The 25162-nt window shown below is 69.3% G+C and carries 25 protein-coding genes and 2 pseudogenes; 11 read left to right on the top strand and 16 right to left on the bottom strand.

The features are described from left to right. Positions 1-123: 123 nt before the first annotated feature. The 3 genes and pseudogenes from dnaK to ACIP9H_RS32625 all read right to left on the bottom strand — a co-directional run. Positions 124-1830 (bottom strand): annotated as a pseudogene (gene dnaK / locus ACIP9H_RS32635) (molecular chaperone DnaK); the annotation flags it as partial. 387 nt (positions 1831-2217) lie between these two features. Beyond that, a pseudogene (locus ACIP9H_RS32630) lies at positions 2218-2853 on the bottom strand (caspase domain-containing protein); the annotation flags it as partial. Then, positions 2840-3232 (bottom strand): hypothetical protein, encoded by a 393-nt coding sequence (locus tag ACIP9H_RS32625; RefSeq protein ID WP_401596359.1) that lies wholly within the window; start codon positions 3230-3232, stop codon positions 2840-2842. The gene ACIP9H_RS32625 and the pseudogene ACIP9H_RS32630, both read right to left, overlap by 14 nt. A 352-nt stretch (positions 3233-3584) precedes the next feature. On the opposite strand from ACIP9H_RS32625, the gene ACIP9H_RS32620 reads away from it, so the two are divergent. The 3 genes from ACIP9H_RS32620 (at position 3585) to ACIP9H_RS32610 (ending at position 5047) form a co-directional block, all read left to right on the top strand. Beyond that, positions 3585-4136, top strand: a complete 552-nt coding sequence (locus tag ACIP9H_RS32620) for a hypothetical protein (RefSeq protein ID WP_401596361.1) — start codon at positions 3585-3587, stop codon at positions 4134-4136. Between the two features lie 300 nt (positions 4137-4436). Beyond that, a complete protein-coding gene (locus ACIP9H_RS32615; RefSeq protein ID WP_401596364.1) occupies positions 4437-4673 on the top strand; it encodes a hypothetical protein in 237 nt (78 codons plus the stop codon). After that, positions 4673-5047 (top strand): fic family toxin-antitoxin system, toxin component, encoded by a 375-nt coding sequence (locus ACIP9H_RS32610; protein WP_401596367.1) that lies wholly within the window; start codon positions 4673-4675, stop codon positions 5045-5047. The genes ACIP9H_RS32615 and ACIP9H_RS32610 overlap by 1 nt, the downstream gene beginning before the upstream one ends. A 139-nt stretch (positions 5048-5186) precedes the next feature. On the opposite strand, the gene ACIP9H_RS32605 is transcribed toward ACIP9H_RS32610, so the two are convergent. From ACIP9H_RS32605 to ACIP9H_RS32590, 4 genes are all read right to left on the bottom strand, one after another. Beyond that, the gene (locus tag ACIP9H_RS32605) at positions 5187-6218 is read right to left on the bottom strand and encodes a PP2C family protein-serine/threonine phosphatase (RefSeq protein ID WP_401596370.1); all 1032 of its coding nucleotides are present in this window, start codon (positions 6216-6218) and stop codon (positions 5187-5189) included. Between the two features lie 852 nt (positions 6219-7070). After that, complete coding sequence (locus ACIP9H_RS32600; protein WP_401962417.1) at positions 7071-8411, bottom strand: FG-GAP repeat domain-containing protein; 1341 nt, start codon at positions 8409-8411, stop codon at positions 7071-7073. 194 nt (positions 8412-8605) lie between these two features. Beyond that, entirely contained in the window at positions 8606-8782 is a 177-nt protein-coding gene (locus ACIP9H_RS32595; RefSeq protein WP_401596376.1) for a hypothetical protein, read from the bottom strand. Between the two features lie 178 nt (positions 8783-8960). Further along, complete coding sequence (locus tag ACIP9H_RS32590) at positions 8961-9284, bottom strand: hypothetical protein (RefSeq protein ID WP_401596379.1); 324 nt, start codon at positions 9282-9284, stop codon at positions 8961-8963. A 293-nt stretch (positions 9285-9577) separates the two neighbouring features. Here ACIP9H_RS32590 and ACIP9H_RS32585 point away from each other — a divergent pair, with 293 nt between their 5' ends. Together ACIP9H_RS32585 and ACIP9H_RS32580 are read left to right on the top strand one after the other, a co-directional pair. Further along, a complete protein-coding gene (locus tag ACIP9H_RS32585; RefSeq protein WP_401596382.1) occupies positions 9578-10456 on the top strand; it encodes a LuxR C-terminal-related transcriptional regulator in 879 nt (292 codons plus the stop codon). Positions 10457-10636: 180 nt separating this feature from the next. After that, positions 10637-11713 (top strand): hypothetical protein, encoded by a 1077-nt coding sequence (locus tag ACIP9H_RS32580; protein ID WP_401596384.1) that lies wholly within the window; start codon positions 10637-10639, stop codon positions 11711-11713. A gap of 90 nt (positions 11714-11803) precedes the next feature. On the opposite strand, the gene ACIP9H_RS32575 is transcribed toward ACIP9H_RS32580, so the two are convergent. After that, the gene (locus tag ACIP9H_RS32575) at positions 11804-12685 is read right to left on the bottom strand and encodes a hypothetical protein (protein ID WP_401596387.1); all 882 of its coding nucleotides are present in this window, start codon (positions 12683-12685) and stop codon (positions 11804-11806) included. 510 nt (positions 12686-13195) lie between these two features. Here ACIP9H_RS32575 and ACIP9H_RS32570 point away from each other — a divergent pair. Next, positions 13196-15076 (top strand): ATP-binding cassette domain-containing protein, encoded by a 1881-nt coding sequence (locus tag ACIP9H_RS32570; RefSeq protein WP_401596389.1) that lies wholly within the window; start codon positions 13196-13198, stop codon positions 15074-15076. 184 nt (positions 15077-15260) lie between these two features. On the opposite strand, the gene ACIP9H_RS32565 is transcribed toward ACIP9H_RS32570, so the two are convergent. The 3 genes from ACIP9H_RS32565 to ACIP9H_RS32555 all read right to left on the bottom strand — a co-directional run bounded on the left by ACIP9H_RS32565 (position 15261) and on the right by ACIP9H_RS32555 (position 17692). Next, complete coding sequence (locus ACIP9H_RS32565) at positions 15261-15650, bottom strand: hypothetical protein (protein WP_401596391.1); 390 nt, start codon at positions 15648-15650, stop codon at positions 15261-15263. A gap of 122 nt (positions 15651-15772) precedes the next feature. Beyond that, positions 15773-16858, bottom strand: a complete 1086-nt coding sequence (locus ACIP9H_RS32560; protein WP_401596393.1) for a hypothetical protein — start codon at positions 16856-16858, stop codon at positions 15773-15775. 210 nt (positions 16859-17068) lie between these two features. Next, entirely contained in the window at positions 17069-17692 is a 624-nt protein-coding gene (locus ACIP9H_RS32555; protein ID WP_401596396.1) for a TetR/AcrR family transcriptional regulator, read from the bottom strand. 174 nt (positions 17693-17866) lie between these two features. On the opposite strand from ACIP9H_RS32555, the gene ACIP9H_RS32550 reads away from it, so the two are divergent. From ACIP9H_RS32550 to ACIP9H_RS32540, 3 genes are all read left to right on the top strand, one after another. Further along, positions 17867-18481 (top strand): flavodoxin family protein, encoded by a 615-nt coding sequence (locus ACIP9H_RS32550; protein WP_401596399.1) that lies wholly within the window; start codon positions 17867-17869, stop codon positions 18479-18481. Between the two features lie 32 nt (positions 18482-18513). Continuing rightward, on the top strand, positions 18514-18960 hold the full coding sequence (locus tag ACIP9H_RS32545) for a nitroreductase family deazaflavin-dependent oxidoreductase (protein WP_401596402.1): 447 nt from the start codon (positions 18514-18516) through the stop codon (positions 18958-18960). A gap of 189 nt (positions 18961-19149) precedes the next feature. After that, entirely contained in the window at positions 19150-20361 is a 1212-nt protein-coding gene (locus ACIP9H_RS32540; RefSeq protein ID WP_401596405.1) for a HEAT repeat domain-containing protein, read from the top strand. 44 nt (positions 20362-20405) lie between these two features. On the opposite strand, the gene ACIP9H_RS32535 is transcribed toward ACIP9H_RS32540, so the two are convergent. Both ACIP9H_RS32535 and ACIP9H_RS32530 read right to left on the bottom strand, forming a co-directional pair. Continuing rightward, positions 20406-20657, bottom strand: coding sequence for a DUF3253 domain-containing protein (locus tag ACIP9H_RS32535; protein ID WP_401596471.1), 252 nt, complete (start codon positions 20655-20657; stop codon positions 20406-20408). A gap of 65 nt (positions 20658-20722) precedes the next feature. After that, a complete protein-coding gene (locus ACIP9H_RS32530; protein WP_401596408.1) occupies positions 20723-21712 on the bottom strand; it encodes a helix-turn-helix transcriptional regulator in 990 nt (329 codons plus the stop codon). 94 nt (positions 21713-21806) lie between these two features. On the opposite strand from ACIP9H_RS32530, the gene ACIP9H_RS32525 reads away from it, so the two are divergent. Continuing rightward, positions 21807-22205, top strand: a complete 399-nt coding sequence (locus tag ACIP9H_RS32525; protein ID WP_401596411.1) for a VOC family protein — start codon at positions 21807-21809, stop codon at positions 22203-22205. A 14-nt stretch (positions 22206-22219) separates the two neighbouring features. On the opposite strand, the gene ACIP9H_RS32520 is transcribed toward ACIP9H_RS32525, so the two are convergent. After that, positions 22220-22621: a PPOX class F420-dependent oxidoreductase gene (locus ACIP9H_RS32520; protein ID WP_401596413.1), complete on the bottom strand. Its 402-nt coding sequence runs from the start codon at positions 22619-22621 to the stop codon at positions 22220-22222. Further along, positions 22602-23243 (bottom strand): TetR/AcrR family transcriptional regulator, encoded by a 642-nt coding sequence (locus tag ACIP9H_RS32515; RefSeq protein WP_401596416.1) that lies wholly within the window; start codon positions 23241-23243, stop codon positions 22602-22604. The genes ACIP9H_RS32520 and ACIP9H_RS32515 overlap by 20 nt, the downstream gene beginning before the upstream one ends. Positions 23244-23340: 97 nt before the next feature. Between ACIP9H_RS32515 and ACIP9H_RS32510 the strand changes: the two genes are divergently transcribed. Continuing rightward, the gene (locus ACIP9H_RS32510) at positions 23341-24297 is read left to right on the top strand and encodes an oxidoreductase (protein ID WP_401596419.1); all 957 of its coding nucleotides are present in this window, start codon (positions 23341-23343) and stop codon (positions 24295-24297) included. A gap of 64 nt (positions 24298-24361) precedes the next feature. Here the strand turns inward: ACIP9H_RS32510 and ACIP9H_RS32505 are convergent, their stop codons facing one another. Further along, the gene (locus ACIP9H_RS32505; protein ID WP_401596422.1) at positions 24362-25063 is read right to left on the bottom strand and encodes an SDR family oxidoreductase; all 702 of its coding nucleotides are present in this window, start codon (positions 25061-25063) and stop codon (positions 24362-24364) included. Positions 25064-25162 lie beyond the last annotated feature (99 nt).

Genomic DNA, 25162 nt, shown 5'->3' with positions numbered 1-25162 from the left:
GGAAGTGTTCGGCTTTGCGTTCGTTGCGGCGGTGAAGTCGGCCGCACGTGATCCCGGCTCGGGACTGTAGATCGTTCGGTGATCCGGGGTGCTCGCTCAGTTGGCGTCACGGCGTCGGCTGTCCATCACTCGGCTCAACTCGAGCGAGGCGGCAGAGACCTTTTCGGTGGCCTCGCGGATGGCGGCGGAGCCCTTGCCCTTCAGCTTCTCCTTCAGGTCCGCGACGGCGGCCTCGACCCGGGTCCTGACATCACTGGGGACCCTGTCCCTGTTGTCCTTGAGGAACTTCTCGGTCTGATAGGCCAGTTGCTCGGCCTGGTTGCGGGTCTCGGCGGACTCGCGGCGCTTGTAGTCCTCGTCGGCATACTGCTCGGCCTCGCGCATCATGCGGTCGATGTCGTCCTTCGGCAGCGCCGAGCCACCGGTGACGGTCACCTTCTGCTCCCTGCCGGTGCTGAGGTCCTTTGCCGTGACGCGCATGATGCCGTTGGGATCGATGTCAAAAGTAACCTCGATCTGTGGCACGCCTCGGGCGACCGGAGGCAGGCCGGTCAGTTCGAACACACCGAGCTTCTTGTTGTACGCGGCGATCTCGCGCTCACCCTGGTAGACCTGGATCTGCACCGACGGCTGGTTGTCCTCGGCCGTGGTGAAGATCTCCGAACGCTTCGTCGGGATCGTGGTGTTGCGCTCGATCAGCTTGGTCATGATGCCGCCCTTGGTCTCGATACCGAGGGACAGCGGGGTGACGTCAAGCAGCAGCACGTCCTGGACTTCGCCCTTGAGCACACCGGCCTGGAGCGCGGCGCCGATGGCCACGACCTCGTCCGGGTTCACTCCCCTATTGGCGTCCCACCCGCCGGTCAGTTGCTTGATCAGGTCGGTGACCGCGGGCATGCGGGTGGAGCCACCGACGAGGACGACGTGGTCGATCTCGGAGAGCTGGATGCCCGCGTCGTTGATGACGTTGTGGAACGGGATCTTGCAGCGCTCGAGCAGGTCCGCGGACAGCTGCTGGAACTGGGCGCGGGTGAGGCGCTCGTCCAGGTGCAGCGGGCCCTTGGTGGATGCGGTGATGTAGGGCAGATTGATCGAAGTCTCGGTGGACGAGGACAGCTCGATCTTCGCCTTCTCGGCGGCCTCGAACAGTCGCTGCATTGCTTTCTTGTCCCGGGCCAGGTCCAGCCCGTAGCCGCTCTTGAATCGCTTGACGAGATGGTCCACGATGCGCTGGTCCCAGTCGTCGCCGCCCAGTCGCCTGTCGCCGCTGGTGGCCTTCACCTCCACCACGCCTTCGCCGATCTCGAGCAAGGACACGTCGAAGGTGCCGCCGCCCAAGTCGAAGACGAGGATGGTCTGGTCGTCATGGTCCAAGCCGTAGGCCAGGGCGGCGGCGGTGGGCTCGTTGATGATGCGCAGGACGTTGAGGCCCGCGATCTCGCCGGCCTCCTTGGTGGCCTGGCGTTCGGAGTCGTTGAAATGGGCGGGGACGGTGATGACCGCGTCGGTCACCTTCTCACCGAGGTAGGCCTCGGCGTCACGCTTCAGCTTCTGCAGGATGAAGGCGGATATCTGCTGCGGGTTGAAGTCCTTGCCGTCGAGGTTGATCCGCCAGTCGGTGCCCATGTGGCGCTTGACCGATCGTACGGTCCTGTCGACGTTGATCATCGCCTGACGCTTGGCGACCTCGCCGACGAGCACCTCGCCGTTCTCCGCGAAGGCAACGATGGACGGCGTGGTCCTGGCACCCTCGGCGTTGGTGATGACGGTGGGCTCGCCACGCTCCAGCAGGCAGACAGCGGAGTTGGTGGCGCCGAAGTCGATGCCTATCGCCCTGCCATTGGCCGGGGCACGGGAGGCCGGCCTTCTCCGCGCTGATCCGGACGATTGCCTGACCTGTCGTGCCCAGTGGTCGCGGCTGACTTCCGCATTTCGCGCATCCTGCGATGCGGCGCCGTAGAGCTGGGCAAGAAGGTGGGCGACCTGGTCGTACCGCTGGGCCGCAGCCTCCGGGTCGCCGCTGCGCCCCAGCCTTTCAGCGTCCTCGACAAGCAACCGGGACGAGCCCCGGACTTCGCTGTCGGCGGTGCCGCGGCGGCTCTCGTCCGAAGGCGGGCGGTAGCCGATGTTTCGGGCGAGGATGAGATCCTCGACGGTGTCCGTGCCCTGTCGACGCGGTTCCGGCAGACCTCGACTGCGCAGTCCCCGATACAGGGACCGGTAGACATGATCCAGTGTCAACTGCTCGGGTGCCCGTGGATCTCCCTTGGTGAGGAGTCTCAGCAGCTCTGCAGTGAAGGCAGTGTTCCGCTCCCCTTCGGGCGCAAGCGCGGTCACCCCGCTCGCAGTGGCCGTGAGAGTGAAGGTGCCGGTGATCTGTGTCTGGTCCATCACCACGTCATCGGGGGCCATCACGTCGATGGCGCGTCCGGAGAAACAGCAGTCGAGTACAACGACACGATTGCGCGCGGGGCTGTCGGAGACGATCTCCCTCACACCGTCGAACGGCATGGCCGTGTAGCGCAGCAGATCCCTGCGGGTGTGGGACAGCCCCAGGTACAAATTCCCACGGCTGTCGAGCAGACCATGGCCGGCGTAGTAGACGAACAGGAGATCTTCCGCTTGAGGAGCGAGCAGAGCCAGGCGCTGGCCCAGTTCGGAGGCTGTGCCCGGGTTGCTGATGACCTCGCAGGTCTCCGGGGTGAACCAGCCGCGAGCCGCGGTGCTCAGCGCACTCACGATGTCCGTCAGGTTGTTCAGTACCGAGGGCAGATCGGGCAGCGAGACGTCGGCCGGGTAGTCGGCGGTGCCGATCAGGACGACGCGTGACCGCGCGCTGTCAGGACGTCTCATCGAGGACCGCACCCTGCTGCTCCTGCTGCAGGAACGTGACGAGGTCCGTGACCAGTGCATCGGGAGAGGAGGCCCGCTGGACGCTCACCTCGAAGCTGTCTCCGCTTGCTCTGACCACCTTCAGCGTCACGTCACTGGTCCGATGCCGCACCCACTCAACGGCTGCCTGGGCCAGTACCGCCACGGCCCCACCCGAGGAGAGAGCCACGACCAGGGCTTCGGGAAGCCCGCCCATTCGGTCACTGGGGATCTCAGCGCGTTCCAGTCGGACCCGACCACGCAGTTCTCGCTCGAACCGCAGCCACTCAGCCAGCTCACCGAGCTGTGCTGCACCCGCCCCCGCGTCGGAGCAATCGACGATCAGCCTGGCTTCCAACATCGCCCCCGATGAAGATGTGATCCGCACAAATCATACGAGAAATCCCCTTGACGCCGCAGGAAAACACAACTGCCCTCACCTGACATGCCAGTCGGCTACCGGAATCCGTGAACTCCACTTGCGCCTGATCCCGCTCGGTCCGGTAAGCGCGGGAGGAGTCCGTGCCGTCGACGCCGCCCGCATCCGCATGCCGGCGCACCGCCTGATCGCAGGACCGAACAGGGGGCTCCGGCAGGAGCGTTCGAGGGGAGTGCACGGCAGGCCGGCGTGCCGGAGCCGAGGGCGGCTTCCTTGTTTGCGCGTCGTCAGGAAGGACCAGGCTGACAGGAACAGCCGGGAAAAGGAGCGGGGCGTGGGTGCGGCGCTGTTGACCATCGTGGCTGCCCTGATCGGAGGCGCGGTCTCGCTGGCATCGGTGCGCCTGTCGCAGCGTGGTGCAGAACGTGCCCTGGGGCAGGAGCAGCAGCGGGTCGATCGGCATCGCGCCGAGGATCGGCGTCATGAGTGGGACAGCCGCATGCTCGAGGAGCGGCGCGCAGCGTACACCCGGCTGAACGCGGCGGCACGCAGTCTGCGGGACGCGTTGTCCGACTGCTCCCACGACATGGAGGCCACAGGTTCCGTCACTCCCGACACGCTCACGGACATGGAGGAGAGGTGGCGTCACTACGTGGTGCAGCACGCCGAGGCACACATGATCGTCTCTGATGAGGTCCTCGGCCTGCTCGGAGCCGTCAACGGGTCGCTGCGCGCCGCCCACGGCCTGGCCAAGGGCCTGAGCGGGGCGGGAGAGCAGCCCGAAGGCGGCCGCGCGGAGCTGAGGGATCGCCTGCGCGACCTGTGGCCCCGCCTCGAAGCCCTCCGCGACCAGATGCGCCGGGATCTCGGGATCACCGACCGCTGACCTTCCGCTTCCGGCAAGCGGAACACGTCGGAGCGCGCTTCGTACGGGCTCCCACCGGACCTCACAGCCGGTCCTCGCTACGCCGTATTCCGTGTGCCGCCGGCGGACGAGCCGTCCGCGCGTCAAGTACGGACCCGTTGCGCCAGGCCGCCGAGTGCGCCGTGGGGAGCATCTGCTGAATGCCGGGGTGCCCGCGCGGGGCGTGGCCCGGTGGGGGCGAAGCGGTAGGGCAGGGGTGTCGGCTCCTGGTCTTGGTTCGCAGCTCTCGCCGAACATGGTAACAGCTGTTACCATGCCGATATGGCCAAGACACAGCTCGGAGCACGCGTCGACGACGAGGTCGCGGAGATCGCCCGGAAGCGGGCGGCGGATCGCGGTCTGTCCGTCGGCGACTATCTCGCCCAGCTCGTCCTGGAGGACGCCAGCGGTCTGCGGGCCCGCGCCATGGGCGCGGCGGAGCGATTCCTCGCCGAGCACCAAGCAGTCTTTGACGAGGCCGAGCAGGGTCAGGGTGGGGCGCGGGTGGACGCCGCGTAATGGACCTGCACATCGATGTCCCGTGGATCCTGCAGGTGGCCGAGCTCGCGGGAGCCGGCGATCCGGCTCCTGACGACTACGGCGTCCCTGTGGCGGCGTGCGCCCGGCACCAGGCCGAGTTGATGGAGCGGTCGGTCTACGACGGCCCCTACGCGCGAGCTGCCGCACTGGTGCACACCTTGGGTCGGTGCCGGTGGCTGGAGCGGTCCAATCTTGCGGTCGCCGCGGCCACGGGTGTGATGTACCTCGAAGCTTCCGGGATCTCCGTCAAGCCCTCTCATCACGATGCGGTCGCCCTGCGGGACCTCCTCCTCGATCCCGCCTGCACCGCGAACAGGATCGCCGAGGCACTGCGGGCCTGGCCGTCGGTCTGATCCTCGTGGCAAGGCCGTTGAGCTGACACCCGCTGCACTACCTCACCTGCGCGCTCTCTCTCCCCCCCCCACCGTGGGCCGAGTCCCCAGAGGGGCTACCGCACGGCATCGCTCCTGCCCTTCGCGGGGTCGGCGGTGGTCAGGCCGCTGGTCGACCGGAGGTGTGCTGAACAGCCACCAAGGCGAGGTCGTCGCGCAAGTGCTTGCCCGTGTGGATGTCCAGGTCCTGGTTGACCTGCTGCAGCAGAGTATTGGGACATTCCCAGGTCCAGGCGGCGGCCCGATCGAGGACCGGGTAGAAGCAACCGGCGACATTTCGGGCTTCGATGAGGCCGTCGGTGTAGAGCAGCAGGGTGTCGCCTGCGTCGAACCCGAAAGTGTCCATGTGGTAGTCGTCCGGCCTTGTCCCGGACAGGCCGAGCGGTGGTGCGGGTCGAGAAGTGTGCAGCACGGTGACCTGACCGTTGTGATGCAGCAGCGGTGCCGGATGGCCGCAGCTGATGACCTTCAGGGCATGGTCTTTGTCGGGGATCTCGACCAGGAGGGCGGTCACGAAGCGCTCCCAGCCCTCCGGGTCCACGTCGGCCTCCTGAGCCAGATGCCTGCGGACGCTGTTCTCCAGGGCGGCAGCCAGTTCCGAAAGAGTGCCGTGCTGGTGGGCGGCCTCCCGAAAGGCACCCAGGAGCGCGGAGGCGTCCGCGATCGCCGGCAGGCCCTTGCCCCGAACATCTCCGATCAGGAACCGGGTCGTGCACCCAGCCCGGGCGGCGGCGTACAGGTCCCCGCCCACCATCGCGTAGGCCGTGGAGGCCCGGTACGCAGAGGCAACGCGCAAGGGGCCCAGCCGCCCGCACAGCGGTCGGAGCAGCACCCGCTGAGCCGCCTCGGACACCGCCCATACCTGGTGGAACTGCCAGATGCTCCGGTGCTGCCGCTCCCGAGCGCTCACGACGAGGAGTGCCACCGCCACCAATGTGCCGAAATGGATGAGCAAAGGGGGCGAGTGCAGCAGACCGCCGGCTCGGTCGACAGCGATCGCCGCGGCGCTCACGGCCAGGGTGACGCCGGCCGCGAAGCGGGTGCGCCTGGCGGGCAGCAGGGCCGCGGCCACCAAGGGCGCGAACACGGAGTAGTCCGACCAGGGAACTCCACCGCCCGCGGACGGGGCCATGATTACTGTGCAGGCCAAAATGATGGCACCGGCAAGCACTGGCCACAGCCGCCACGGGAGTGCTTGGACGGTAGGCATCGACGTCACCGCCTGCGCCGGGTCGGTCCCCCGGAGGCGCAGCCGCCACCGCCGTGGTCGGCTGTCGGTTCCGGCGGGGCGCACCGTCTCCCCGTTGCAGGGGAAGACTGCCGCAACAGAACTGGCGGAGACTGATTGGGGTCGATCAGAACTTACGTTCGCCACGGTTTCCCTCTTCCACACCCACGCCCGTCGGCGCTGGGCAGGACTGCCGACGCGGTGAGCCGAGACAGGTATGTACGGTCCGATTGCTTTCCGCGGAATGCGGGCGCCAGGGTCCGCTCAGGGGTGTGTCGCTGCGGCTACGCCCGGCGCCGGATCACCGCAACGGTAGGCATACCTTGCCGACGGGCGGCACCACGTGAACACGTAGTCCTGCCCGCGAAGCATCACGACTCCTCCACGTCCCCGGCCCGCGAGGTGTCATACCGGAACCCGAGCGCGACCAGCCCCCAGGCGGACGGGCGAGCGGGGCGCCAGCCGGAACCCCCGACCACGATCACGTCACGTTCGACTCGTGGGGGGGGTATCACGCGGTCGACAGCGGGCTCGATCGGCCCGGCACGTCATCCCCGAGCGCCCACAGCCGCTGGAAAACCCGACAGGGCCCACGCCGTGAGGCATGGGCCCGTACAGAAGGGCTCGCCCCTGGGCCGCAAGCGGCCCAGGGGCGAGCCCTTCATCGTTCCTGGCGCGGTTGCGCGGGGGCGATCCGTTGATCCGGTGAGCGGAAGGGGCGCCGGGTGGGAACCGGCCCGGGCAACGGAGCGGTTCTCAGAACAGGTACGAGAAGTTACCCCAGCTGGTGCCGATGACCGAGCTGCCGGCGAACCCTCCGGCGCCGCTGCCGCGGTAGAGAACCAGATCCTTGGTGGTGCTGTTGCGGGCGATGAGGTCGTTGTCCCCGTCGCCGTCGAAGTCGCCGACGCTGAAGATGAGGTCCAAGCCGGACCAGTTGTTGCCGATGTTGGTGGACCCGGACTTGAAACCGCCGGCACCGGTTCCGCGGTACAGGAACAGGTCACCGGTCGAGCTGTTGCGACCGATGACGTCGGGGTTACCGTCGCCGTCGAAGTCTCCGGGAGACATGATCAGGTTGAATCCGCCCCAGCTGGTGCCGATGACGGAGCTGCCGGCGAAGCCGCCGGCGCCGTTGCCCTTGTAGAGCAGCAGCTCGTTGGTGGTCTTGTTGCGGGCGATGAGGTCGTTGTCGCCGTCGCCGTCGAAGTCCCCGGGTGCGGTGATGTTGTCCAGACCGGACCAGTTGTTGCCGATGTTGGTGGACCCGGACTTGAAACCGCCGGCACCGGTTCCGCGGTACAGGAACAGGTCACCGGTGGAGCTGTTGCGACCGATGACGTCGGCGTTGCCGTCGCCGTCGAAGTCTCCGGGCCGCACGATGGCGTTGAACGCGGACCAGTTGTTGCCGATGGTGGTGGACCCGGAGTTGAAGGCGCCGGTGCCGGTTCCGCGGTACAGGAGCAGGTCGCCGGTGGAGCTGTTGCGACCGATGACGTCGGGGTCGCCGTCGCCGTCGAAGTCGCCGCGGTCACCGGAGTTGCTGATGTTCTTGTAGCGGATGGGGTCGTAGGTGGTCAGTTCGGACCAGGTGTCGAAGCCGAGGTTGCCGAAATTGGAGTTGGTGTAGGGGTTCCGGACGGTCTCACCGTCCTGGTTGAAGGAGTAGACGTACGCGCCCTGGCCGTGATCGGAGGGGTTCTTCCACTTGGCGAACAGTTCCATGTGGCCCGACCGCAGTACGGCGTCACCGGGCTGCAGCTGGTCGAGAGTGGACAGGTAGGTGATCAGGCCCGAGCCGGGAAAAGAAGCAGTGCTCTGGCTGCTCGACAGATGCCAGGTCATCGAGACCAGCCCGGAGCAGTCCTTGCGGTAGCCGCGCCCCTGCGGGTCCGGAGCGGAACTGCCCTGGTCGTAGGTGTATCCGTGGTCAGCCCAGTACTGGGCTCTGGACAGGACCTCGGAGCGGGTGATGGTCCCACCGACGCTGGAGGCGGCGTGCGCGGCCGACGACGGCAGGGCAACCAGCACGCCCAAACCCAGGGCCAGGCCAAGGGTGGCGGTAGCCACACGGAGCGGCATCGTGTTCATCGACATGGCGGAAGTCCTTTTCAAGCGGGAAGGGAAGCGGTCGGGGCCGAGAACCGGCAGAGCTGGGTCCCAGATCAATTCGCCGGCCCTCGCAGCAGCGACGCTGCCCCGGACGGCGCCGCGGGCAGCCGTGCTGATGCCAGCAGGAGGGGCGGTCGCTCGCGCAGCGGGCAGGGGGGCAGGGGGCAGGGCGGGCGAAGTCAGTCCCAGATCATGTCGTCCGTTGTCGCAGCAGCGACGTGGTCCCAGACGGCGCTGCGTGCGGCTGTGCTGGTGGCGCCGGGAAGGGTGGCGGTTTGCGCAGCGGGCAGCAGGGCGGTCGAGCCGACGATGACGGCGGTGACAACGGCGGCCTTCACGATCTGGCAGAGAATCACGGGTGTCCCGTCCTGTCCTGATAGATGGGTGTCAGGGGCTGTCTCCGGATGTCGCGTCCCGCGGTTGACGCGTGGTCCGGCTGCCGTACCGGCGGTTCCCTGCCGGCGGGTACTAGCTTCGTCGCAGGTCAGCAGTGGTGGAAGGTGCATTGGCTGGACGGAATCGGCCCTGGACGGATCAGTCCAGGGCGGTCGGTGGGGCCAGCAGCACCTCGTAGAACGGTGCGATCATCGGTGCGCGGGCATCGACGAGGTCCCAGCCGGCCAGCTCGGCGCGGGCGCGAAGCACACGGCGGCACACCTCGGCAGCGCGGACCTCGGCATGCTCCAGCCGGTCGGCGAGCAGGTACAGGCCCAGCACCGGATACGGCTGGGCGGCGGGGTGCGCGACGATGTGCTCGACCCTGTCCCGGGTCTGCGTATGTGCCCGCATCCAGGCGGCCATGTCCGCAGGCAGCACGGCCTGCTGGGGAGCCCTGAGCCGGGCATGCACGAGATACATGCCCGGGATCCTGGCAACTGACGTGGAAACGCCACCAGTTGGGCAACCTGGACTGTTCGGGCAATGGCCGGAACGGTCCACCGGAACAGTTCCCGTGAACTCCTCACGCAAGCGCACCGGGCCTGCGAGGATCACGGCTGCCACGCGGGCCGCACGTCGCATCAGGGGGTTTTGTTCATGCTCACGGCGCTGGGGCTCGACTCCGCCGCGGAAGCGTCTACCGGGCCATGCTCGCCCGCCCCGACGACGGCGTGGCCGCTTTGAGTGGTCACCTGGGCCTACCGGAGGCACAAGTGCGCGGCGCTCTCGACACCCTGAGCGAACTCGCCCTCGTCCGGCCCTCCTACGACCACGCCGGTAGCCTGCGCGCTCTCCCGCCCGAGCTCGGCATGGAAGTCCTCATGGCCAGACAGCAAGCCGACTTGGCCGCGCAGCAGCAGCGCGTCCAAGCATCCCGTGCAGCGGCCGCCCAGCTCATCGCCGAATGCGCCGACCTGCGTCCCGGAACCCCACCCTCCGGGGTTGAGCAGCTGCTCGGACTGGACCAGATACGCGACCGTCTGGCCTCCCTGACCCGGGAACTCACCAGCGAGGTCATGACCTTCGCCACCGGTGGTGCCCAGTCACAGCAGGCCATCAACGCGGCCAAACCCCTCAACGAGGACCTGCTGGCCCGCGGAATCCGCATGCGCACGATCTACCTCGACAGCATCCGCAACCACCAGCCCACGATGGACTACCTCATCTGGCTGACCGAGAACGGTGGCGAGGTCAGAACCGCTGCGGCCCTGCCCTGCCGCATCATCATCACCGACCGCACCCGTGCTGTCATCGCCGTCGACACCGACAACACCGCAGGCGGCGCCGTCGTCCTCACCGGACAAGGCACCGTCACCGCCCTGTGCGCACTGTTCGACAGCACCTGGACCACCGCCCAGCCACTGGGCACGCGTCCCCTCCGCGACGGGAAGGGACTGACCGCGCAGGAAGCCGCGACGCTGCAGCTGCTTGCGGACGGCCACACAGACGTAGCCATCGCCAAACGCCTCGGCGTCTCACCACGCACCGCGCGACGCATAGCAACGGACCTCATGGAACGACTCAACGCCCGTAGCCGCTTCCAAGCCGGCACCCGCGCAGTCCAACAGGGCTGGCTCCCCGACCAACCCTGAACTCCTTCGAGCCGTGGACATCTCGAAGATCGGCCGGTGACCGTCTCTGTATCCGGACCTTCACCCCGACGCCGGGACAACCACGCGGATCAGGTGGGAACCCGTACACCACTTCCGAAGACGCAACCCCGGGGCATCCTCGGCGGAGCGATGTCAGTGCACGGCCGCATACTGACGCCCATGCAGATCACGGAGGACGCACTCAAACGGGCCTGGCATGAGATAGCCGCAGGCTCTGAGCTTCTCGATGACGCCATGTTCCCGCCTACCGGCACATCACCCGGCCAGTACCCGCAGCGCGTCAGCGATCCCGATGGCCTCTTCCTCGTCCTGGACGAAGACGGCGCGGTGCACGGCCACCACGGCCCCTATGCGTCGGTTTTCACCACCCGGGAACTCGACCAGGTGCTGTACTTCGCCGCCGAAGAAGCGGTCACTCGGCTCGTGGACCGTACCCGCTCCTCCACTCTGGGGCTGGCGACCAATCTCGTCACCGAGCAGGCCGAGATGATGGACCGAATCGACCCCGCGTGGGGAAGGAGGTTCCGCAGCGGCGGCATCGACGGCACGCGGACGGCGCAGCCGTGCGGACGTGACCCGCTGGAACGCCTCGCCTGGATCGCCGACACCTGGCGCGACCAGGACCCCTACACCCACCTTGCCTTCTTCCGCGGCAAGGACGTCAGCGCCGAACAGATCGCCCTGCTGCATGGAGCCGACCCGGAACAGATCGCTACCGGGATGCGCTTGTCGGACCTGCGCGCGATGGAAGCCTCCGGCCGTGATCACGGGGACATTGCCTGGGAGTCCTGCTGCTTCGGGCAGGCGGGCGACTGGGCGTTCCTGATGTATCACGAGACGCCACCGGGCATCCGGGCCGACCATGCGGCTCTCTCCCGGCTCGGAGTCACAGAGACCGTGGAGTTGAGCGCCACAATGGGGAAGGGCATCTACAGCTTTTACTACACACGCGACGGCCGCAGCCTCGACGACGGCTGGGGGATGCTGGAACTGATCTGGTACAAGGAAGGCCGCGCGCCCTACTACCGGGGCGGCCAGCTCGACTTCCTCAACCAGGCCATACGCCGCGCCGAACTCGACCACCCAGAACTGATCGACACATTCGACCTGTACTTCCACGCCCTGGACGACGCACTCGGCCTTCAACTGCCCCAGCAGGACATCAAGGACGGAACGGTCCGTTCCGCACTGTGGGCAGGAAGCAACTCAGGCCGAGGCCAAAAGTACGAACAGTGAGGCAATCAGGTCGGCGTAGTCGGCGGGGAGAAGGCCGGTGCGGATACCGCGGCGCCATCACCGGGGCATGCCTTCGCCGGATGGCTGTCCTCAGGCCCTGCCTGTGGCCTGCTCGGGCGGGGAAGTTTCTGGGCGAGACCGTCCCGGCTGAGGGCGGAGGCCGTCGCTGAAGGCCGCCAGCGCCGCGCGGGCGGCGGGGTAGACATCCGCGGGGAAGCTCCGGTCGGACGACAGTGCCGCTTCGAGCAGCGGCGCCGCGGCGGAGGCCGGTGCGCCGATCCGGGCGACGTACCGGACCGCCGCGCGGCAGGGCTCGTCGGCGTCACCGGACCTCAGAGGTTCCAGGGCCGCCAGGAGGACCGGCACGGCGGCGCTGGTGTCGCCGGTGATCCGCCACCAGGCGTGGGCGGCCTGGACACGGGTCCACGGTCCCGGGGACTGGAGCAGGGGCCGGACCGCGGTCGCGCATCGCGTGGCCAGCGGCCCCAACTCCGCCAGGCGGGCGAGGTCTGCGTACCCCAGGCCCCTGGCTGCCGCGTCCTGCGCGAATGCCAGGAAGACCTCCGGTCCACCGGTGATCCGCCAGTGCGCCCACGCCGCGTTCTGCGCGCCGTGCCATCTTCGTATGCCGTTGGGCAGAAGGGTGCTGCCGTCGTGACGTGGTGGCTGTGCGTCGCCACGGACGAAGCCGGCGAGGACGCGACGGATCCCGGGGAGCAACTCGTCGGCCCGTGTCAGCAGCGGCTGCAGGACCTGCCCGAGTGACGTCACGTAGAAGAACGGGAGCCGGCTGCTTGCCGCCAGCCACCGGTGCACCGGGTCCAGCACTCCTGGATGGCCGAGACGAGCAAGAGCGACGGCCGCGGGCCCGGCAACCCGGTCGTAGGAATCGTTGGCGGCCACGAGCAGGGCGGGAACGGCCGGGGTGATGTCCTGTGCGGAGTCCGCCGACACCAACTGCGCCAGCACCATCGCCGCAGAATGTCCGACGCGAGACAGACCGCGCCCTCGGCAAATTCGGCGCGCCCGGAGTCGAACCCGCCCAGCGCGAGCGCGACACCGCGGTCGACGTGCTCGTACAGGTCCAGCCGGAGAGCGTCCGGATCCACCCCCGCCTCGGCCAGCAACTTACGTGCCGAGAAGCTGTATTCCGTCCCCGTGCCCAGCGTCATGGCTCGCACGCTACAGCCCCGGACTTGCTCCGGATCACTACGGGGCGTGAGCCGACTGGACCCTCGCCGCACCGGAAACCGGGCCCGCGGGGTCGGTACGGGGCGAAAGCTGCGAGCGGGGCACCGTCGGCGATTCGGCCAACCTTCGTTCCCCGTGCTCCTGTTGCTGGAGACGGATCGGTGCATCCTCCACCCTCCGACACGCGCCCCGTGTCCGGGTTCAGGGAACGTCTGAAACACACCAGTTCGACACCCGGGCCGACTCGTTGGGCCTCACGACCACGCCGGACGACCCTCGGGGAGAACCACGTTGACCTCGGCCGCCACGAACCCGCAGCAGCACACCCCGCCGCCTCCCGCGCAGATCACCTACAGCGGGCAGTACTCCGTCAATCCGCTCGCCGAGGTCTCCTTCCGGCGGATGTGCGCGCAGATCCCGGCCGTCCTGGGCCGCATCGCCCGGCTGTCGTGGCGGACCGACCGGCGCGCCGTGCAACTGCTGCTGGGCTGCCAGACGGTCACCGGTGTCTCGGCCGCCGTGCTGCTGGCCGCCACCGCCCGCGCCATGGAACCCGTCCTCGGCCACGGCACCGCCGGCGAGCGGCTGCGCGACGCCCTCCCAGCGCTGCTCGTGGTGGCGCTGGCAGCCGCGCTGGGCCGCTCGGCGGGAGCGGTGGCCACGTACGCCGAGCGGCGGATCACTCCGCGGCTGACCACCGAGACGGACTGCGCGCTGGTCGAGGCGGTGTGCCGGGTGGAGGCGGCAGCCTACGCGCAGGACGGCTTCTCGGATCGGCACGAGGCGGCCGAGATGGGGGTGCTCCGCACGCACGTCATGGTGAGCGACGCCCAGCGGTTCCTGTCCGCGCTGATCCGTATGGTCACCGCCGGCGGCGTGCTGTCGGTGCTGAACCCGCTGATGCTGCCGCCGCTCCTGCTCGCGGTACTGCCGGCCGGTGTCGGCGCGGTGCTGACCGCCCGGGTCGACTACGAGATCCACTACGCCAACATCGCCGACCGCCACGTGCGCGGCATGACGCGCTGGTGGGCGACCGAGTCGAAGTACGCGGACGAGGTCCGCGCCAACTCGATGACCGACTACCTCACCTACTGGTACCGGGCCCTGTCCGAGCGCTGCGACCGGCGCACCCTGGCCGCCGCGCCGCGTACCCTGCGGATCGCCCTGCTCGCCGCGCTGGCAGGCGGTGTCTTCCTCGTCGCGACCTGGAGCGCGCTGGCATGGCTGGCCGTGTCCGGCCGCGTCGAGCTCGCGGTCGCGGCGACCGCCGTCATCGCCGTGCAGACCACGCTCGCCGCGCTGTCCCAGGTGGTCGTCAACGGCGCCGCGGTCTTCCACACCAGCCTGTACCTGGGCGACCTGCAGGCCTTCCTCGACGACGCCGCCGCCCGCGCCCCCAGGCGGGGCCGGCGCACACACACCGCGCCGACCGAGGAGATCCGCCTGGAGGAGGTCGTCTACCAGTACCCGGGCAAGGACAAGCCCGCCGTGGACGGTGTCTCCCTTTCCCTGCGGCGCGGCCAGATCCTCGCGATCGTCGGCGCGAACGGCTCGGGAAAGTCCACGCTCACCCGGCTGCTCACCGGGATCTACCTGCCGGACAAGGGCAAGGTCACATGGAACGGTACCGACCTGGCCGACATCGACCCCGCCACGGTATGGGCCAACACCGGCCTGGTGCCGCAGATCTTCGCCCAGTGGCCGCTGCGGGTCCGCGAGAACATCACCCTCGGCCAGCCCCGCACCCACGACGACACCCCCGTGTGGCAGGCCGTCGACGCCGTCGGGCTGCGCGAGACCGTCGAGGACCTCCCCGCCGGCCTGGACACCCTCCTGGCCCGCGACATCTTCGGTGGCACCGAACTGTCCGGGGGCCAATGGCAGCGCATCGCCTGCTCACGCGCCCTGTACCGGCGCCCGGACCTGCTGATCCTGGACGAACCGACCTCCCAGACGGACCCCCGCGGCGAACACCGGATGTTCGAGCAGATCAAAGCCATCGCCGGCGACCGCATCACGATCGTCGTCACCCACCGTCTGGAGAACACCAAAATCGCCGACCACATCATCGTGATGGAACACGGCCGGATCACCGAACAGGGACGCTACGACGACCTCGTCCACGCCGGCGGAACCTTCGCCGAACTCCTGGAACTCTCCCACCACCGCTGACCCCGTCGACCCGTTCCGCTTCGTGGGTGAGGGCGGCCGACGCCGGCGAACACACCGGGCGTCGCGCCGTCTCCGCGGCCGACCGCGTCGTCCTGATCCGGAACTCGGGCCTCAATCTGCTCGTCCTAGTAATCCAGTCTGACTTCGCCATGTGTTCGATCGTTTGTGGGTGGGCCGGGTGGGGTCAGGACGTCGGTCCTGCATGCGGCCAGGCGCTCAGTAGCTCCGCCAAGGCGGCTGCGGCTGCTTCTTGCTTGCTGGTGGTCATCGTCATTGACGCTGAGGCGTCGTAGGGCTTGCCCCTCCAGACCGTGAACCCTGCCTCTGGATCCAGCGCAACGAAGGCCGGAGCGATCTCTCCCTGCCCCGCCCACCACTGCGGGCCGTCACTCAGGCAGAATCTGTTATGGCTGGTGAACGGATAGAGACGTGCCAGGCTGGTGAGCCGGACCGCAGCGACCAGGACGCCCAAGATGGGCGGGATCCAAGAGCGCCCTGGTTCGCGTCCGATAGTGTCGGCAGCCTCGGCTGCTTCGGCCTCGAAGGCCCATGCGGCACTGAGTGTGTTGTTCACCGCGTCATCGTCCCTCGCATGAGACCTCCGTGGGACCGCATGATCACGTCAGGAGATCCGAGAAACAGCACCTAGGGCGGCCCGTCCCCTCGGCGCACGAACGGGTCCGCTCGCTGAGGCGGTCATGCCGTCTCGGCGTACCGCTCCCCCGCGTACGCCCGCAGCACCGGGATCACCGCCTCCGCGCCCCCCGGCAGCCTGTCGATCCGGTCAAGGACGTAGGCCCGGTGACCGTCGATCAAGTGCCGGGCGTGGTCGGAGTCATGCGCGCCCGGCAGCGGCCACACCGTCAGGCAGGGGCGGGGGTCGAGGCTGTACGGCTGCCGCCCGACCGTCACGGTGGCTACGTCGCTCCACCGGAAGAAGTTCCCCGGGTTGGCCACCTCGCGCATGGCGATGCCGGTGGCATCGATCCGCAGCTCCATCGGCTTGCGCCAGCGGACGTAGGAATCGCGTACCAGGCCCCAGCAGATGACAGTGCCGAGCATCGACACCGTGACGGGGATCCCGATGCCCGAATCGCTGTCGAGCCGGTCGTGGAAGAGGATCACCAACACGTTCACCGATACGAACACCGCGCTGAACAGCAGCGCCCACATCGTCCGGACACGCATCCGTCGGCCGTCGCCCAAGTCGGCGGTGAAGGTCCGCTCCCCGCCGGGGACGCTCAGTTCGGGTCCGGCAACCGTCACCGGGATCGGCGGCCGTACCGCGCGTGGCGCCGTCTCGAAGCGGTCGCCGGCGTACTCGGCGAGCGCGTCCCTGAGGTGCCCGACATACTGGTCCAGGTCCGCGCAGTTCAGCAGCGTGTAGCGGTCAAGGGCGTTCCGGCCGCGGTCCGGTTTGCGCGGCAGCGTCACACCCGGCGCCGTCCACAGCCGCAGCCGCGGCTTGGGGGGCGTGGTGTCGCTGTCCGCCGGCTGCTCGTACCACAAGGAGACCGCGTTGATCTGCCCCCAGGGCAGTACGGCGTCGTGCAGCGTGATCCCGAACGCGTCGATGCGCAGCCGGAACGGCCGCCGTGCCCTGCGCAGTTCGCTCCACCCGTAACCGGCGACCGGCACCGACAGGGCCGCGAAAAGTCCCTGACCCGGCTCGGGACTGCCAGAGGCAACCAGCCACACAATCGCTCCCGCCAGCAGGGCCAGCCCCCACGCCAACCACCACGACCCGCGTTTTCTCAGCGTCCGCTCAATCGTGAATTCCACCGCTTCACAACCCCCTTTGGCCGTCCCCCTACGGCACCATCATGCGTCGCGACCCACCGACACCCCGCCCTCGCAGATGGGTGGTTGCCCCACCGTGACAGCCATGGGACATCAACACCGCCCGTTCACCGGGCTGCCACCCCGCGGTGTGCCGGAGGCGTACCTTGTGCACCGCGGTCACTCACGCGGCCCGGAGGCGCCTGGGGCGATTCAGCCCGCCTCGTGGGAGGCGCCGGCCCTGGGGACGAGGGCCACCGCGGAGCGTGCCGTCCGCTCCAGTGTCGCCGCGTCGACACCCGCCTTGGCGATCGAATCGATGCCCCTGATGACGCTCAGCAGCACATAACCCAGGGCGTCGGCATCGGCGTGGTCGGCCACTTCGCCCGCCGTCTGGGCGTCGCGGATCGTCGCCGCGAAGATGCCGGCGAGCTCGTCGAACGCGCGGCGGGCGACCTGCGCCACCTTCTCGTCCTCGCCGGCGAGGTCCGCCGTGGCCTTCGTCAGGAAGCACCCGCGGTGGGGCGACTCGGCGGCGAAGGCACTGGCGATCGAGACGAGGTACTGCTCCAGTCGCGCCACGGGTGAGGAGAGTACGGCCCGGGGGCCGTCCTGCAGCTGGTCACGGGCCTGAGCGACCAGACCCTGGCAGTAGTCGGCGAAGACACGCACGTACAGCTCGCGCTTGTTGCCGAAGGCCTTGTAGATGCTGCCCTTGCCCAGCCCTGTCGCATCCATGAGGTCGTACGTGGACGTGCCGGCGAAGCCGGTCGTCCAGAAGCGGTCCCGTACGACGTCCAGGACCACGGTCTCGTCGAAGCCTCTTTTTCTGCCCATGTCCGCAGCCTACGCGATTGTGGTCCATCCAGACCACAATGCCCCCTGCCGACCGCGAGCACAGGCCCCCCGCGTGAGCCGTGCCACCTTCCCGCACACCCGGGGTACGTTATTGTGGTCCACCTGGACCACAAAAATACCGTGTCCCACCACCCGTTTCCCAAGGAGTCCTCCATGTCCCAGCTCGCGACCCCCCAGCCGCGCGTCGCCGTCGCCTTCCACTCCGGATACGGCCACACGGCCGTCCTGGCCGAGGCGGTACGGCGCGGAGCCGAGAAGGCGGGCGCGCACGTGACGCTCGTCGCGGTGGACAGCATCACCGACGCGCAGTGGCAGCAGCTCGACACCGCCGACGCGGTGATCTTCGGGTCGCCGACCTACATGGGCGGCGCCTCCGCCGGCTTCCACGCGTTCGCCGAGGCCAGCAGCGGCAGGTACCTGAACAACACCTGGGCGGACAAGATCGCCGCCGGCTTCACCAACTCCGCGTCCAAGAGCGGCGACAAGCTCAATACCCTCAACTTCCTCGCCGCCTTCGCAGCCCAGCACCACATGATCTGGGTGGGCCTCGGCCTCGCCCCCGGCTGGAACGCCCTGACCGCCGACGAGCACGACCTCAACCGCCTCGGCTTCTGGGTCGGCGCGGGCGCCCAGACCCCCCAGGACGGCGGCACCGACACCGTCCACGCGGCCGACATCGCCACCGCCGAACACCTCGGCACACGGGTCGCCGAGCAGGCGACGGCTCTCGTCGCCGGCCGGGCCGTTCTGGCCGACTCCGCCGCCTGACCCCTCCCCCACGAACAACAAGGAGCACCACCATGCCCGTTGACGGCGAGTACGAGCCGAGCGCGACCGAGTGGGTGCGCGAACAGGTCGCGCAGTACGAGGCCACCGACGGCGCGGAAGGCGGGACCTTCCTCGACCTGCCGGTCATCATCCTGACCACCAAGGGCGCGAAGTCGGGAAAGATACGCAAGATGCCCCTAATGCGAGTGGAGCACCAGGGCTCCTACGCCGTGGCCGCCTCCAACGGAGGCTCCCACACCCACCCGTCCTGGTACCGCAACGTGCTCGCACACCCCCTCGTCGAGGTACAGGACCGCGCCGTCAAACAGGACATGGTCGCCCGCGAACTCCACGGCGAGGAGAAGGCCCAGTGGTGGAAGCGTGCGGACGCCGCCTACCCGCCCTTCGTCGACTACCGCGCCGGAACCCGACGCGACATCCCCCTGTTCGTCCTGGAACCCGCCAGGCCCGAGGACTGACCGCGCCCACGCCCCGGGTGGGGTGCAGGCAGCGACCGGCAACACCCCACCCGGGCTGCCCGACTCCCCCGCGGCCTTGCCCACGCCTCACCCCACCGGCCGTAGACTGCCCGAGCTGAAGGGGAGGCGACGGGGATCGTGGTCACAGGTGTCGGTGCGAGTGATGCGGCGGACGGCGATTCCGCCCTGATGTCCGCGGTCCGGGCCAAAGACACCGCCCTCGTGCAGCGCCTTCTCGACGAGGACCGTGAACCCGGCATGCTCGACGCCGCATTCGGCCTGGCAGTCCGGATGCACGCCGGCGGCCTTGCCTCACTGCTGCTCCAGTACGGCGCGGATCCTGACCGGTGCGGACCGGGCGAGTTGCTGTCGCTGCGCGAAGCTGTGGAATCAGGCTCGCCCGCGTTGGTCGAGGCGCTCCTGGACCCCAGGATCCTGGGCCGGTGTCCCGCGTCCGAGTTCTCGCAGATGCGCGATCTCGCGCGCCACTGGCACGAGGTGGGGGCGGAAGCCGAACTGCGGCGCCGCACGGGTTCTCAGGAGGCCGTCGTCCGTACGCGTGTCGAGGACGACGAGTACTACAGCGTCGACGAGTTCACTCTCGGCCGGATGACCGTCCGCGACGGCCACGGGGCGATCCTCACCGACCTGGAGCGGCTGGCCGGCGTGCGCACCGCGTTCGAGGAACTGATGGCACGCGCGCTGGGCCACGACGAGGACCACGCCATGTGGGGAACAGCCACCATTCTCCTGGCCAACCGGCGCGACCAGGAGACCTGGTCCGCGGCCGCCGCGCTCCGCACGCATGCGGCGCCGTCCCACAGGCTGTTCGGTGCCCAGGTACTGCGACTGACACATCTTTTCGACGACAGCGACGAGGACGCGTTCGCGCGCCCGGCGCTGGACATCTTCACGGACTGGTCGGCCGGCGAGGAGGACCTCGCCGTCCTGATCGAGGTACTGGTCGCCCTCGGGGAACACGCCGACCCCCGCGCCGACACGGCGCTTCTGGCGCACGCCGGCCACCCCGATCCCCGCGTACGGAGCGCGGTCGCACGCGGAGTCGGCACGCGGTCCGAATCGCCCGCCTTCCGCGATGAGGTCCGTGAGGCACTACTGGTGCTGATGACGGACGTGGACCCGGCAGTACGGCTCAACGCCTGCCTCAGCATCGGCGAAGGCAAGGACCGCGATACCGTCCTCGCGGACGCCCTGGCCGCGCTCCTGGACGACACCGACCGCCAGGTCCGCATCGCCGCCGTGCACGGCCTCGCCCTCCACCGCGACGAGCGCTGCGTGGAAGCGGCGAACCGCCTCGGCCCGCCGCAGCCCGACGTTCCGTCCGAGGAGCACTACCTCGCCTCGGCATGGCGCTACGAACGGTGCCGCGACCACTGCTGATGTCCGCTGTCCGAGCGGGTCGACGGGCCCCCGTGCATCGCCGGTCAGTGACGGCGGCGTATACGGATGGGACCGCGGGCCTCGGTCGGCTCGACGGGACGGCCGCCCTGCGTGATCTCCACCTCGCCGGCGGTCGCCAGCCGCCGGGCCGCACACCGTACCGGTTCCATCAGCCCCCGCCAGCCGTCGTCGTCCCTCTCGTACACCGCCCGCGCGACGTCGCAGGGGCAGATCGTCGCGGTCGGGGCACGGCGTTCCAGCAGCTCCAGGATGGCTCGCTCCAGGCGCTCGTCCATCTGCCGTTCGCTGCGCCGCACACCACCAGTCTCGCAAAGACGACCCTCCTGGCGATTCCCCGCTGTCAGGCCTCACGGGCGCAGGCGGTGAGGCGATCGGCGAGCGCGGTGACGAGGTCGCGCAGCTCGGCGGGGCGCTCGATGACGAACGGCCGGTCCAGTGAGGCGAGTACCGGCGGCAGCCAGTCCAGCCGCTCCGCGTGCAGCTCGACGCGCAGCCAGCGCTCGGCCGCCTGGTCCTCGCCCGCCGCGGGCGGGTACTCCTCCACGCTCGCGACGCTGGCGGGAAGGCGGGCACGGACCTGTGCGACCGTGCCGTGGATCCGCAGGGTCACCTCATGCCGGTACTCGGCCGTGGCGAACGCCGTCACCACGCGTTGTGCCGGATCGAGGTCCTCGGGCGCTTCGAAGGAGCCCGGCAGGGTCCGCGCGTCCGCGATGCGGTCGAGGCGGAAGGTCCGGTCCTCGTCGAGCCGGGCGTCCTTGCCCGTGACGTACCACCGGCCCGCATGGGCGACGATTCCGTACGCGTGCAGCGGGCGTTCGCTGCGCCGTCCGTCGCGGTCGGTGTAGCGGATCGAGACCGGCCGGCAGTGGCGCACCGCGTCGGCGAGGGTGAGCAGGACGTCGGCGTCCGGGGTGTCGGACTCACCGGGTTGATCGGTGAAGGCGAGAGTTTCCAGGAGTGTGTCGAGGCGGTGGGCGATGTGCTGGGGCAGCACTCGCCGGATCTTGGCCGACGCCGTCTCGCTTGCCGTGCGCTCCGTCGTGGTCAGCCCCGCCCGGCGGCCGGCGACCAGGCCGAGCAGCACGGCCAGTGCCTCGTCGTCGCTGAGCATGAGCGGAGGCAGCCGGTACCCGGGGGCGAGCCGGTACCCCCCGTAGCGGCCGCGCACCGATTCCACCGGCACGTCCAGGTCGATCAGCTGGTCCACGTACCGCCGCACCGTGCGCCCTTCGACGCCGAGCCGGTCGGCGAGTTCCGCCACGGTACGGGTGCCGCCCGACTGCAGCAGTTCCAGGAGGGTCAGCACGCGGACAGTGGGGCGGGACACATTCACAGCCTAGCGCGAATACAGGACCGATTCTGTCCCCTATTTCTCCTAGCCTGCGACATGCAACACCACAAGCACAGCCAAGGAGATTCCCATGGACTTCGTCTCGATCCGCATCATCACCGGCGACGTCGCCCGCCTCGTCGCGTTCTACGAGCAGGCCACCGGGGTGCGCGCGACCTGGGCCACCGAGGGCTTCGCCGAACTCACGACCGCGAGCGCCACGCTCGCCATCGCCGGCACCCGCACCGTGCCCATGTTCGCCCCGGGCTCGGCCCGGCCGGCGGAGAACCACAGCGTCATCACCGAATTCCTCGTCGACGACGTGGACCGCGTCCACCGGAACCTGGCCGGCTTCGTCACGGACTTCGTCACCGAGCCCACCACCATGCCCTGGGGCAACCGGTCCCTGCTGTTCCGTGACCCCGACGGCAACCTCGTCAACTTCTTCACGCCCGTCACCCCGGCAGCCGTCGAAAAGTTCGCACGCTGACACCCCACCGCGCCTCACGCGGAGACGGCGATGGCCACCAGCGGGCGTTCGCGGCCCAGCATCCGGTCGGCGAGGAGCACCGCGCGGTACATGAGGAACCGTTTCCGCATCAGGTTCCGTACGCGAGCGGTGCCGGCCCCGTCGAGGAGCCGGGCCGTGCCCGCGGTGACGGGGGCGCCGACCGGGACCGTGCCGTGCATGGTGCAGGGCGCGAGCGTGACGTGGGGGTTGTTGCGGATGCGCTTGATCTTGCCGGAGTCCGGCGGAGTCAGGGCGTACAGGATGCCGTCGCGGACGACGCAGCCGACAGGGGTGGCGACCGTACGTCCGTCCCTGCGGAGCGTGGTCAGGCTGACGTACTTGCCCCGGCCGATGCGGTCGAGAGCGCGCGCGAAGTCATCGGTCGTGGTGGACACGGGCGCCCTCCGCGCTGGTGGGGCGGGCCAGTTGGTCGATGAGGGCGCGGGCCGTGCGTGCGGCCTGCGCCTCGACCGCTGCCAAGGTGTTCCATGTGCCGGGCAGCATGTCCTGCTGCAGGAACAGGGCGAGTCCGTGGGCGGCGGCGGAGATGCGGACGAGGAGGCCGAACGCTTCCTGCGGGTCGGCGGCGATCCGGCTGGTGACCGGCATCAGGTCGTCGTGGAGGGCGCTGCCCGCCCGGGCCAGTTCGGGGTGGCGGCTCTTGTCGAGGCCGGCCAGGAACGTGATGTCGAAGAGGGCGCGCTCCTCCGCGGCGAAGCGCACGTAGGCGGCGGCGAACGCCGCCAGTTGTTCGGCGGGGTCGGTCCCGGAGGCCAGTGCGGCTCGGTAGCGGCGCTGCTGCTCCTGGTAGCCCTTCAGCGCCAGTGACGCCAGCAGGGCGTCCCGGTCGGCGAAGTGCTTGTAGGGGGCGGACACGCTCACCCCGGCCCTCCGGCACGCCTCGGCGAGGGTGAAGCCGTGCGGGCCGCGTTCTGCCACCAAGGCGAGCGCGGCCTCCTCCAGCGCGTTGCGCAGGTCTCCGTGATGGGTGCCGCTGGGGCGCCTGTTGACTGTCACAGCTCCGAGGTTAACACTATTAACCATGAGGTGAACAGCATTTACCTCATGGCGGTCCCGACCGCTGGGCCGCCCCGGCACCACACGTGGAGACTCCATGCCCCGACCGGCTCCCGCACGCTGGACCGCAGACCGCATACCCGACCAGCGCGGTCGCACCGCGGTCGTCACCGGCGCCAACACCGGCATCGGGTTCCAGATCGCCACGGCGCTCGCGCGGCGCGGCGCCTCCGTGATCCTCGCGGTCCGCGACCCGGACAAGGGCAAGCGGGCCGCGGCCGAGATCACCTCCGCACTGCCCGCCGCGGAGGTGCGTGTGCTGCGCCTGGATCTGGGCTCCCTGGCCTCGGTCCACGATGCCGCCGACGAGTTGCGCGCCAGCCGCTCCCGGATCGATCTGCTGATCAACAACGCCGGCGTGATGTACACCCCGCACGGGACGACCACCGACGGTTTCGAGCTCCAGTTCGGGACCAACCATCTGGGGCACTTCGCGCTCACCGGGCTGCTGCTCGACCTGCTGCCCGCTTCCACCGGCTCGCGCGTCGTCACCCTCAGCAGCGCCGGCCATCGCATGGGAGGTCCCATCGACCTGGCCGATCTCGGCTGGCGGACCCGGCCCTACAACCGGACCGCCGCGTACGGGCATTCCAAGCTGGCCAATCTGCTGTTCACCTACGAACTCCAGCGCAGGCTGCCCCCGGGCGGGCCACTCGCCGTCGCCGCGCATCCCGGCGGCGCCGACACCTCGGGCTCCAAGGACGCGATGACGCATGCGTCCGCTCTCACCCGTACGGCCTTCGCGGCCGTCCGGCCGCTCCTCCTCCAGTCCCCGGCGATGGGGGCGCTGCCCGTCCTGCGTGCCGCGACGGACCCGGGCGTCCAGGGAGGGGAGTTCTACGGCCCGCGCGGATTCCAGCAGAGCAGGGGCTACCCGAAGGCCGTCCGGTCGAGCGGGCCCTCCTACGACACGTCGCTCCAGCGCCGGCTGTGGGCGGTGTCCGAGGAGCTGACCGGGGTCACGTTCCCCGGAACCGGGCTGCCCTCCGCCTGACGCCGGGTCCCCCATGACGCTTCGGGGGACCCGGCGCGGAAGACGGTACGGCGGGACGCTTCGGTCAGCCGGCCAGTTGCGGGTACAGGACGGCGAGGTCGGCGGTCAGACCCGCCTTGACCTGGTGGGAGAGCTCGTCGGCCAGCACCTCGTACGCGTCGGATTCGATCCCGTCCAGCGCCTGCTCCGCGACACTCTCCGGCGACGTCTTCGGGGCGTCGATGTGCGCGGCCAAGTCGGTGTCCACGTAACCGACGTGCAGCCCGGTGACGGTGATGCCGCGCGGCTTCAGCTCCAGACGCAGCGAGTTGGTCTGGGACCACAGCGCCGCCTTGGACGCGCTGTAGGAACCGGCGAGGGCGACCCAGGACAGGACGGAGTGCACGTTGAGCAGGTGACCGCCGCCGTTGGCCTCGATGACCGGGGCGAAGGCCTGGGTCATCAGCAGCGGGCCGTAGAAGTTGGTGTCGAACTCGCGGCGGACGTCGTCCACCGGGGAGGTCAGGAACGAGGCCTCCACGGCCCCGGCGGCGTTGTTGATCAGGATGGTGACGTCCTGCGCCTGTGCCGCTGCGGCGGCCACCGCGGCGGGGTCGGTGAGCTCCAGTGGCAGCGCGACGGCGTCGGGGTGGGTGATGGTGCGGGGGTCGCGGGCGGTGGCGTAGACCTTCTTGGCCCCCCGGGCGTACAGGGCCTCGACCAGGGCCCGGCCGATGCCTCTGCTGCCCCCGGTGACGAGAACAGTCGAACCTGCGATTGCAGTCATGAACGTACTCCCAGCGTGACGACCGACGGCGGAAACCGATCGGTTTCCAACCACCGTAAACCGATCGGTTTCGTCAGGGCAACACAAGGCGTAGGCTCA

It is taken from the genome of Streptomyces sp. NPDC088732 (assembly GCF_044751205.1).
Taxonomy (GTDB): Bacteria; Actinomycetota; Actinomycetes; order Streptomycetales; family Streptomycetaceae; genus Actinacidiphila.
This window is presented reverse-complemented; position numbering and strand designations above follow the sequence as displayed.

Excerpts from the sequence above, each read along its gene's own strand:
- ACIP9H_RS32625 (WP_401596359.1), bottom strand. The coding sequence starts at position 3,232 with ATGTTGGAAGCCAGGCTGATCGTCGATTGCTCCGACGCGGGGGCGGGT.
- ACIP9H_RS32615 (WP_401596364.1), top strand. The coding sequence starts at position 4,437 with ATGGCCAAGACACAGCTCGGAGCACGCGTCGACGACGAGGTCGCGGAG.
- ACIP9H_RS32610 (WP_401596367.1), top strand. The coding sequence starts at position 4,673 with ATGGACCTGCACATCGATGTCCCGTGGATCCTGCAGGTGGCCGAGCTC.
- ACIP9H_RS32605 (WP_401596370.1), bottom strand. The coding sequence starts at position 6,218 with ATGGCCCCGTCCGCGGGCGGTGGAGTTCCCTGGTCGGACTACTCCGTG.
- ACIP9H_RS32600 (WP_401962417.1), bottom strand. The coding sequence starts at position 8,411 with ATGTCGATGAACACGATGCCGCTCCGTGTGGCTACCGCCACCCTTGGC.
- ACIP9H_RS32590 (WP_401596379.1), bottom strand. The coding sequence starts at position 9,284 with ATGTATCTCGTGCATGCCCGGCTCAGGGCTCCCCAGCAGGCCGTGCTG.
- ACIP9H_RS32580 (WP_401596384.1), top strand. The coding sequence starts at position 10,637 with ATGCAGATCACGGAGGACGCACTCAAACGGGCCTGGCATGAGATAGCC.
- ACIP9H_RS32575 (WP_401596387.1), bottom strand. The coding sequence starts at position 12,685 with ATGGTGCTGGCGCAGTTGGTGTCGGCGGACTCCGCACAGGACATCACC.
- ACIP9H_RS32555 (WP_401596396.1), bottom strand. The coding sequence starts at position 17,692 with ATGGGCAGAAAAAGAGGCTTCGACGAGACCGTGGTCCTGGACGTCGTA.
- ACIP9H_RS32550 (WP_401596399.1), top strand. The coding sequence starts at position 17,867 with ATGTCCCAGCTCGCGACCCCCCAGCCGCGCGTCGCCGTCGCCTTCCAC.
- ACIP9H_RS32545 (WP_401596402.1), top strand. The coding sequence starts at position 18,514 with ATGCCCGTTGACGGCGAGTACGAGCCGAGCGCGACCGAGTGGGTGCGC.
- ACIP9H_RS32540 (WP_401596405.1), top strand. The coding sequence starts at position 19,150 with ATGTCCGCGGTCCGGGCCAAAGACACCGCCCTCGTGCAGCGCCTTCTC.
- ACIP9H_RS32535 (WP_401596471.1), bottom strand. The coding sequence starts at position 20,657 with ATGGACGAGCGCCTGGAGCGAGCCATCCTGGAGCTGCTGGAACGCCGT.
- ACIP9H_RS32525 (WP_401596411.1), top strand. The coding sequence starts at position 21,807 with ATGGACTTCGTCTCGATCCGCATCATCACCGGCGACGTCGCCCGCCTC.
- ACIP9H_RS32510 (WP_401596419.1), top strand. The coding sequence starts at position 23,341 with ATGCCCCGACCGGCTCCCGCACGCTGGACCGCAGACCGCATACCCGAC.
- ACIP9H_RS32505 (WP_401596422.1), bottom strand. The coding sequence starts at position 25,063 with ATGACTGCAATCGCAGGTTCGACTGTTCTCGTCACCGGGGGCAGCAGA.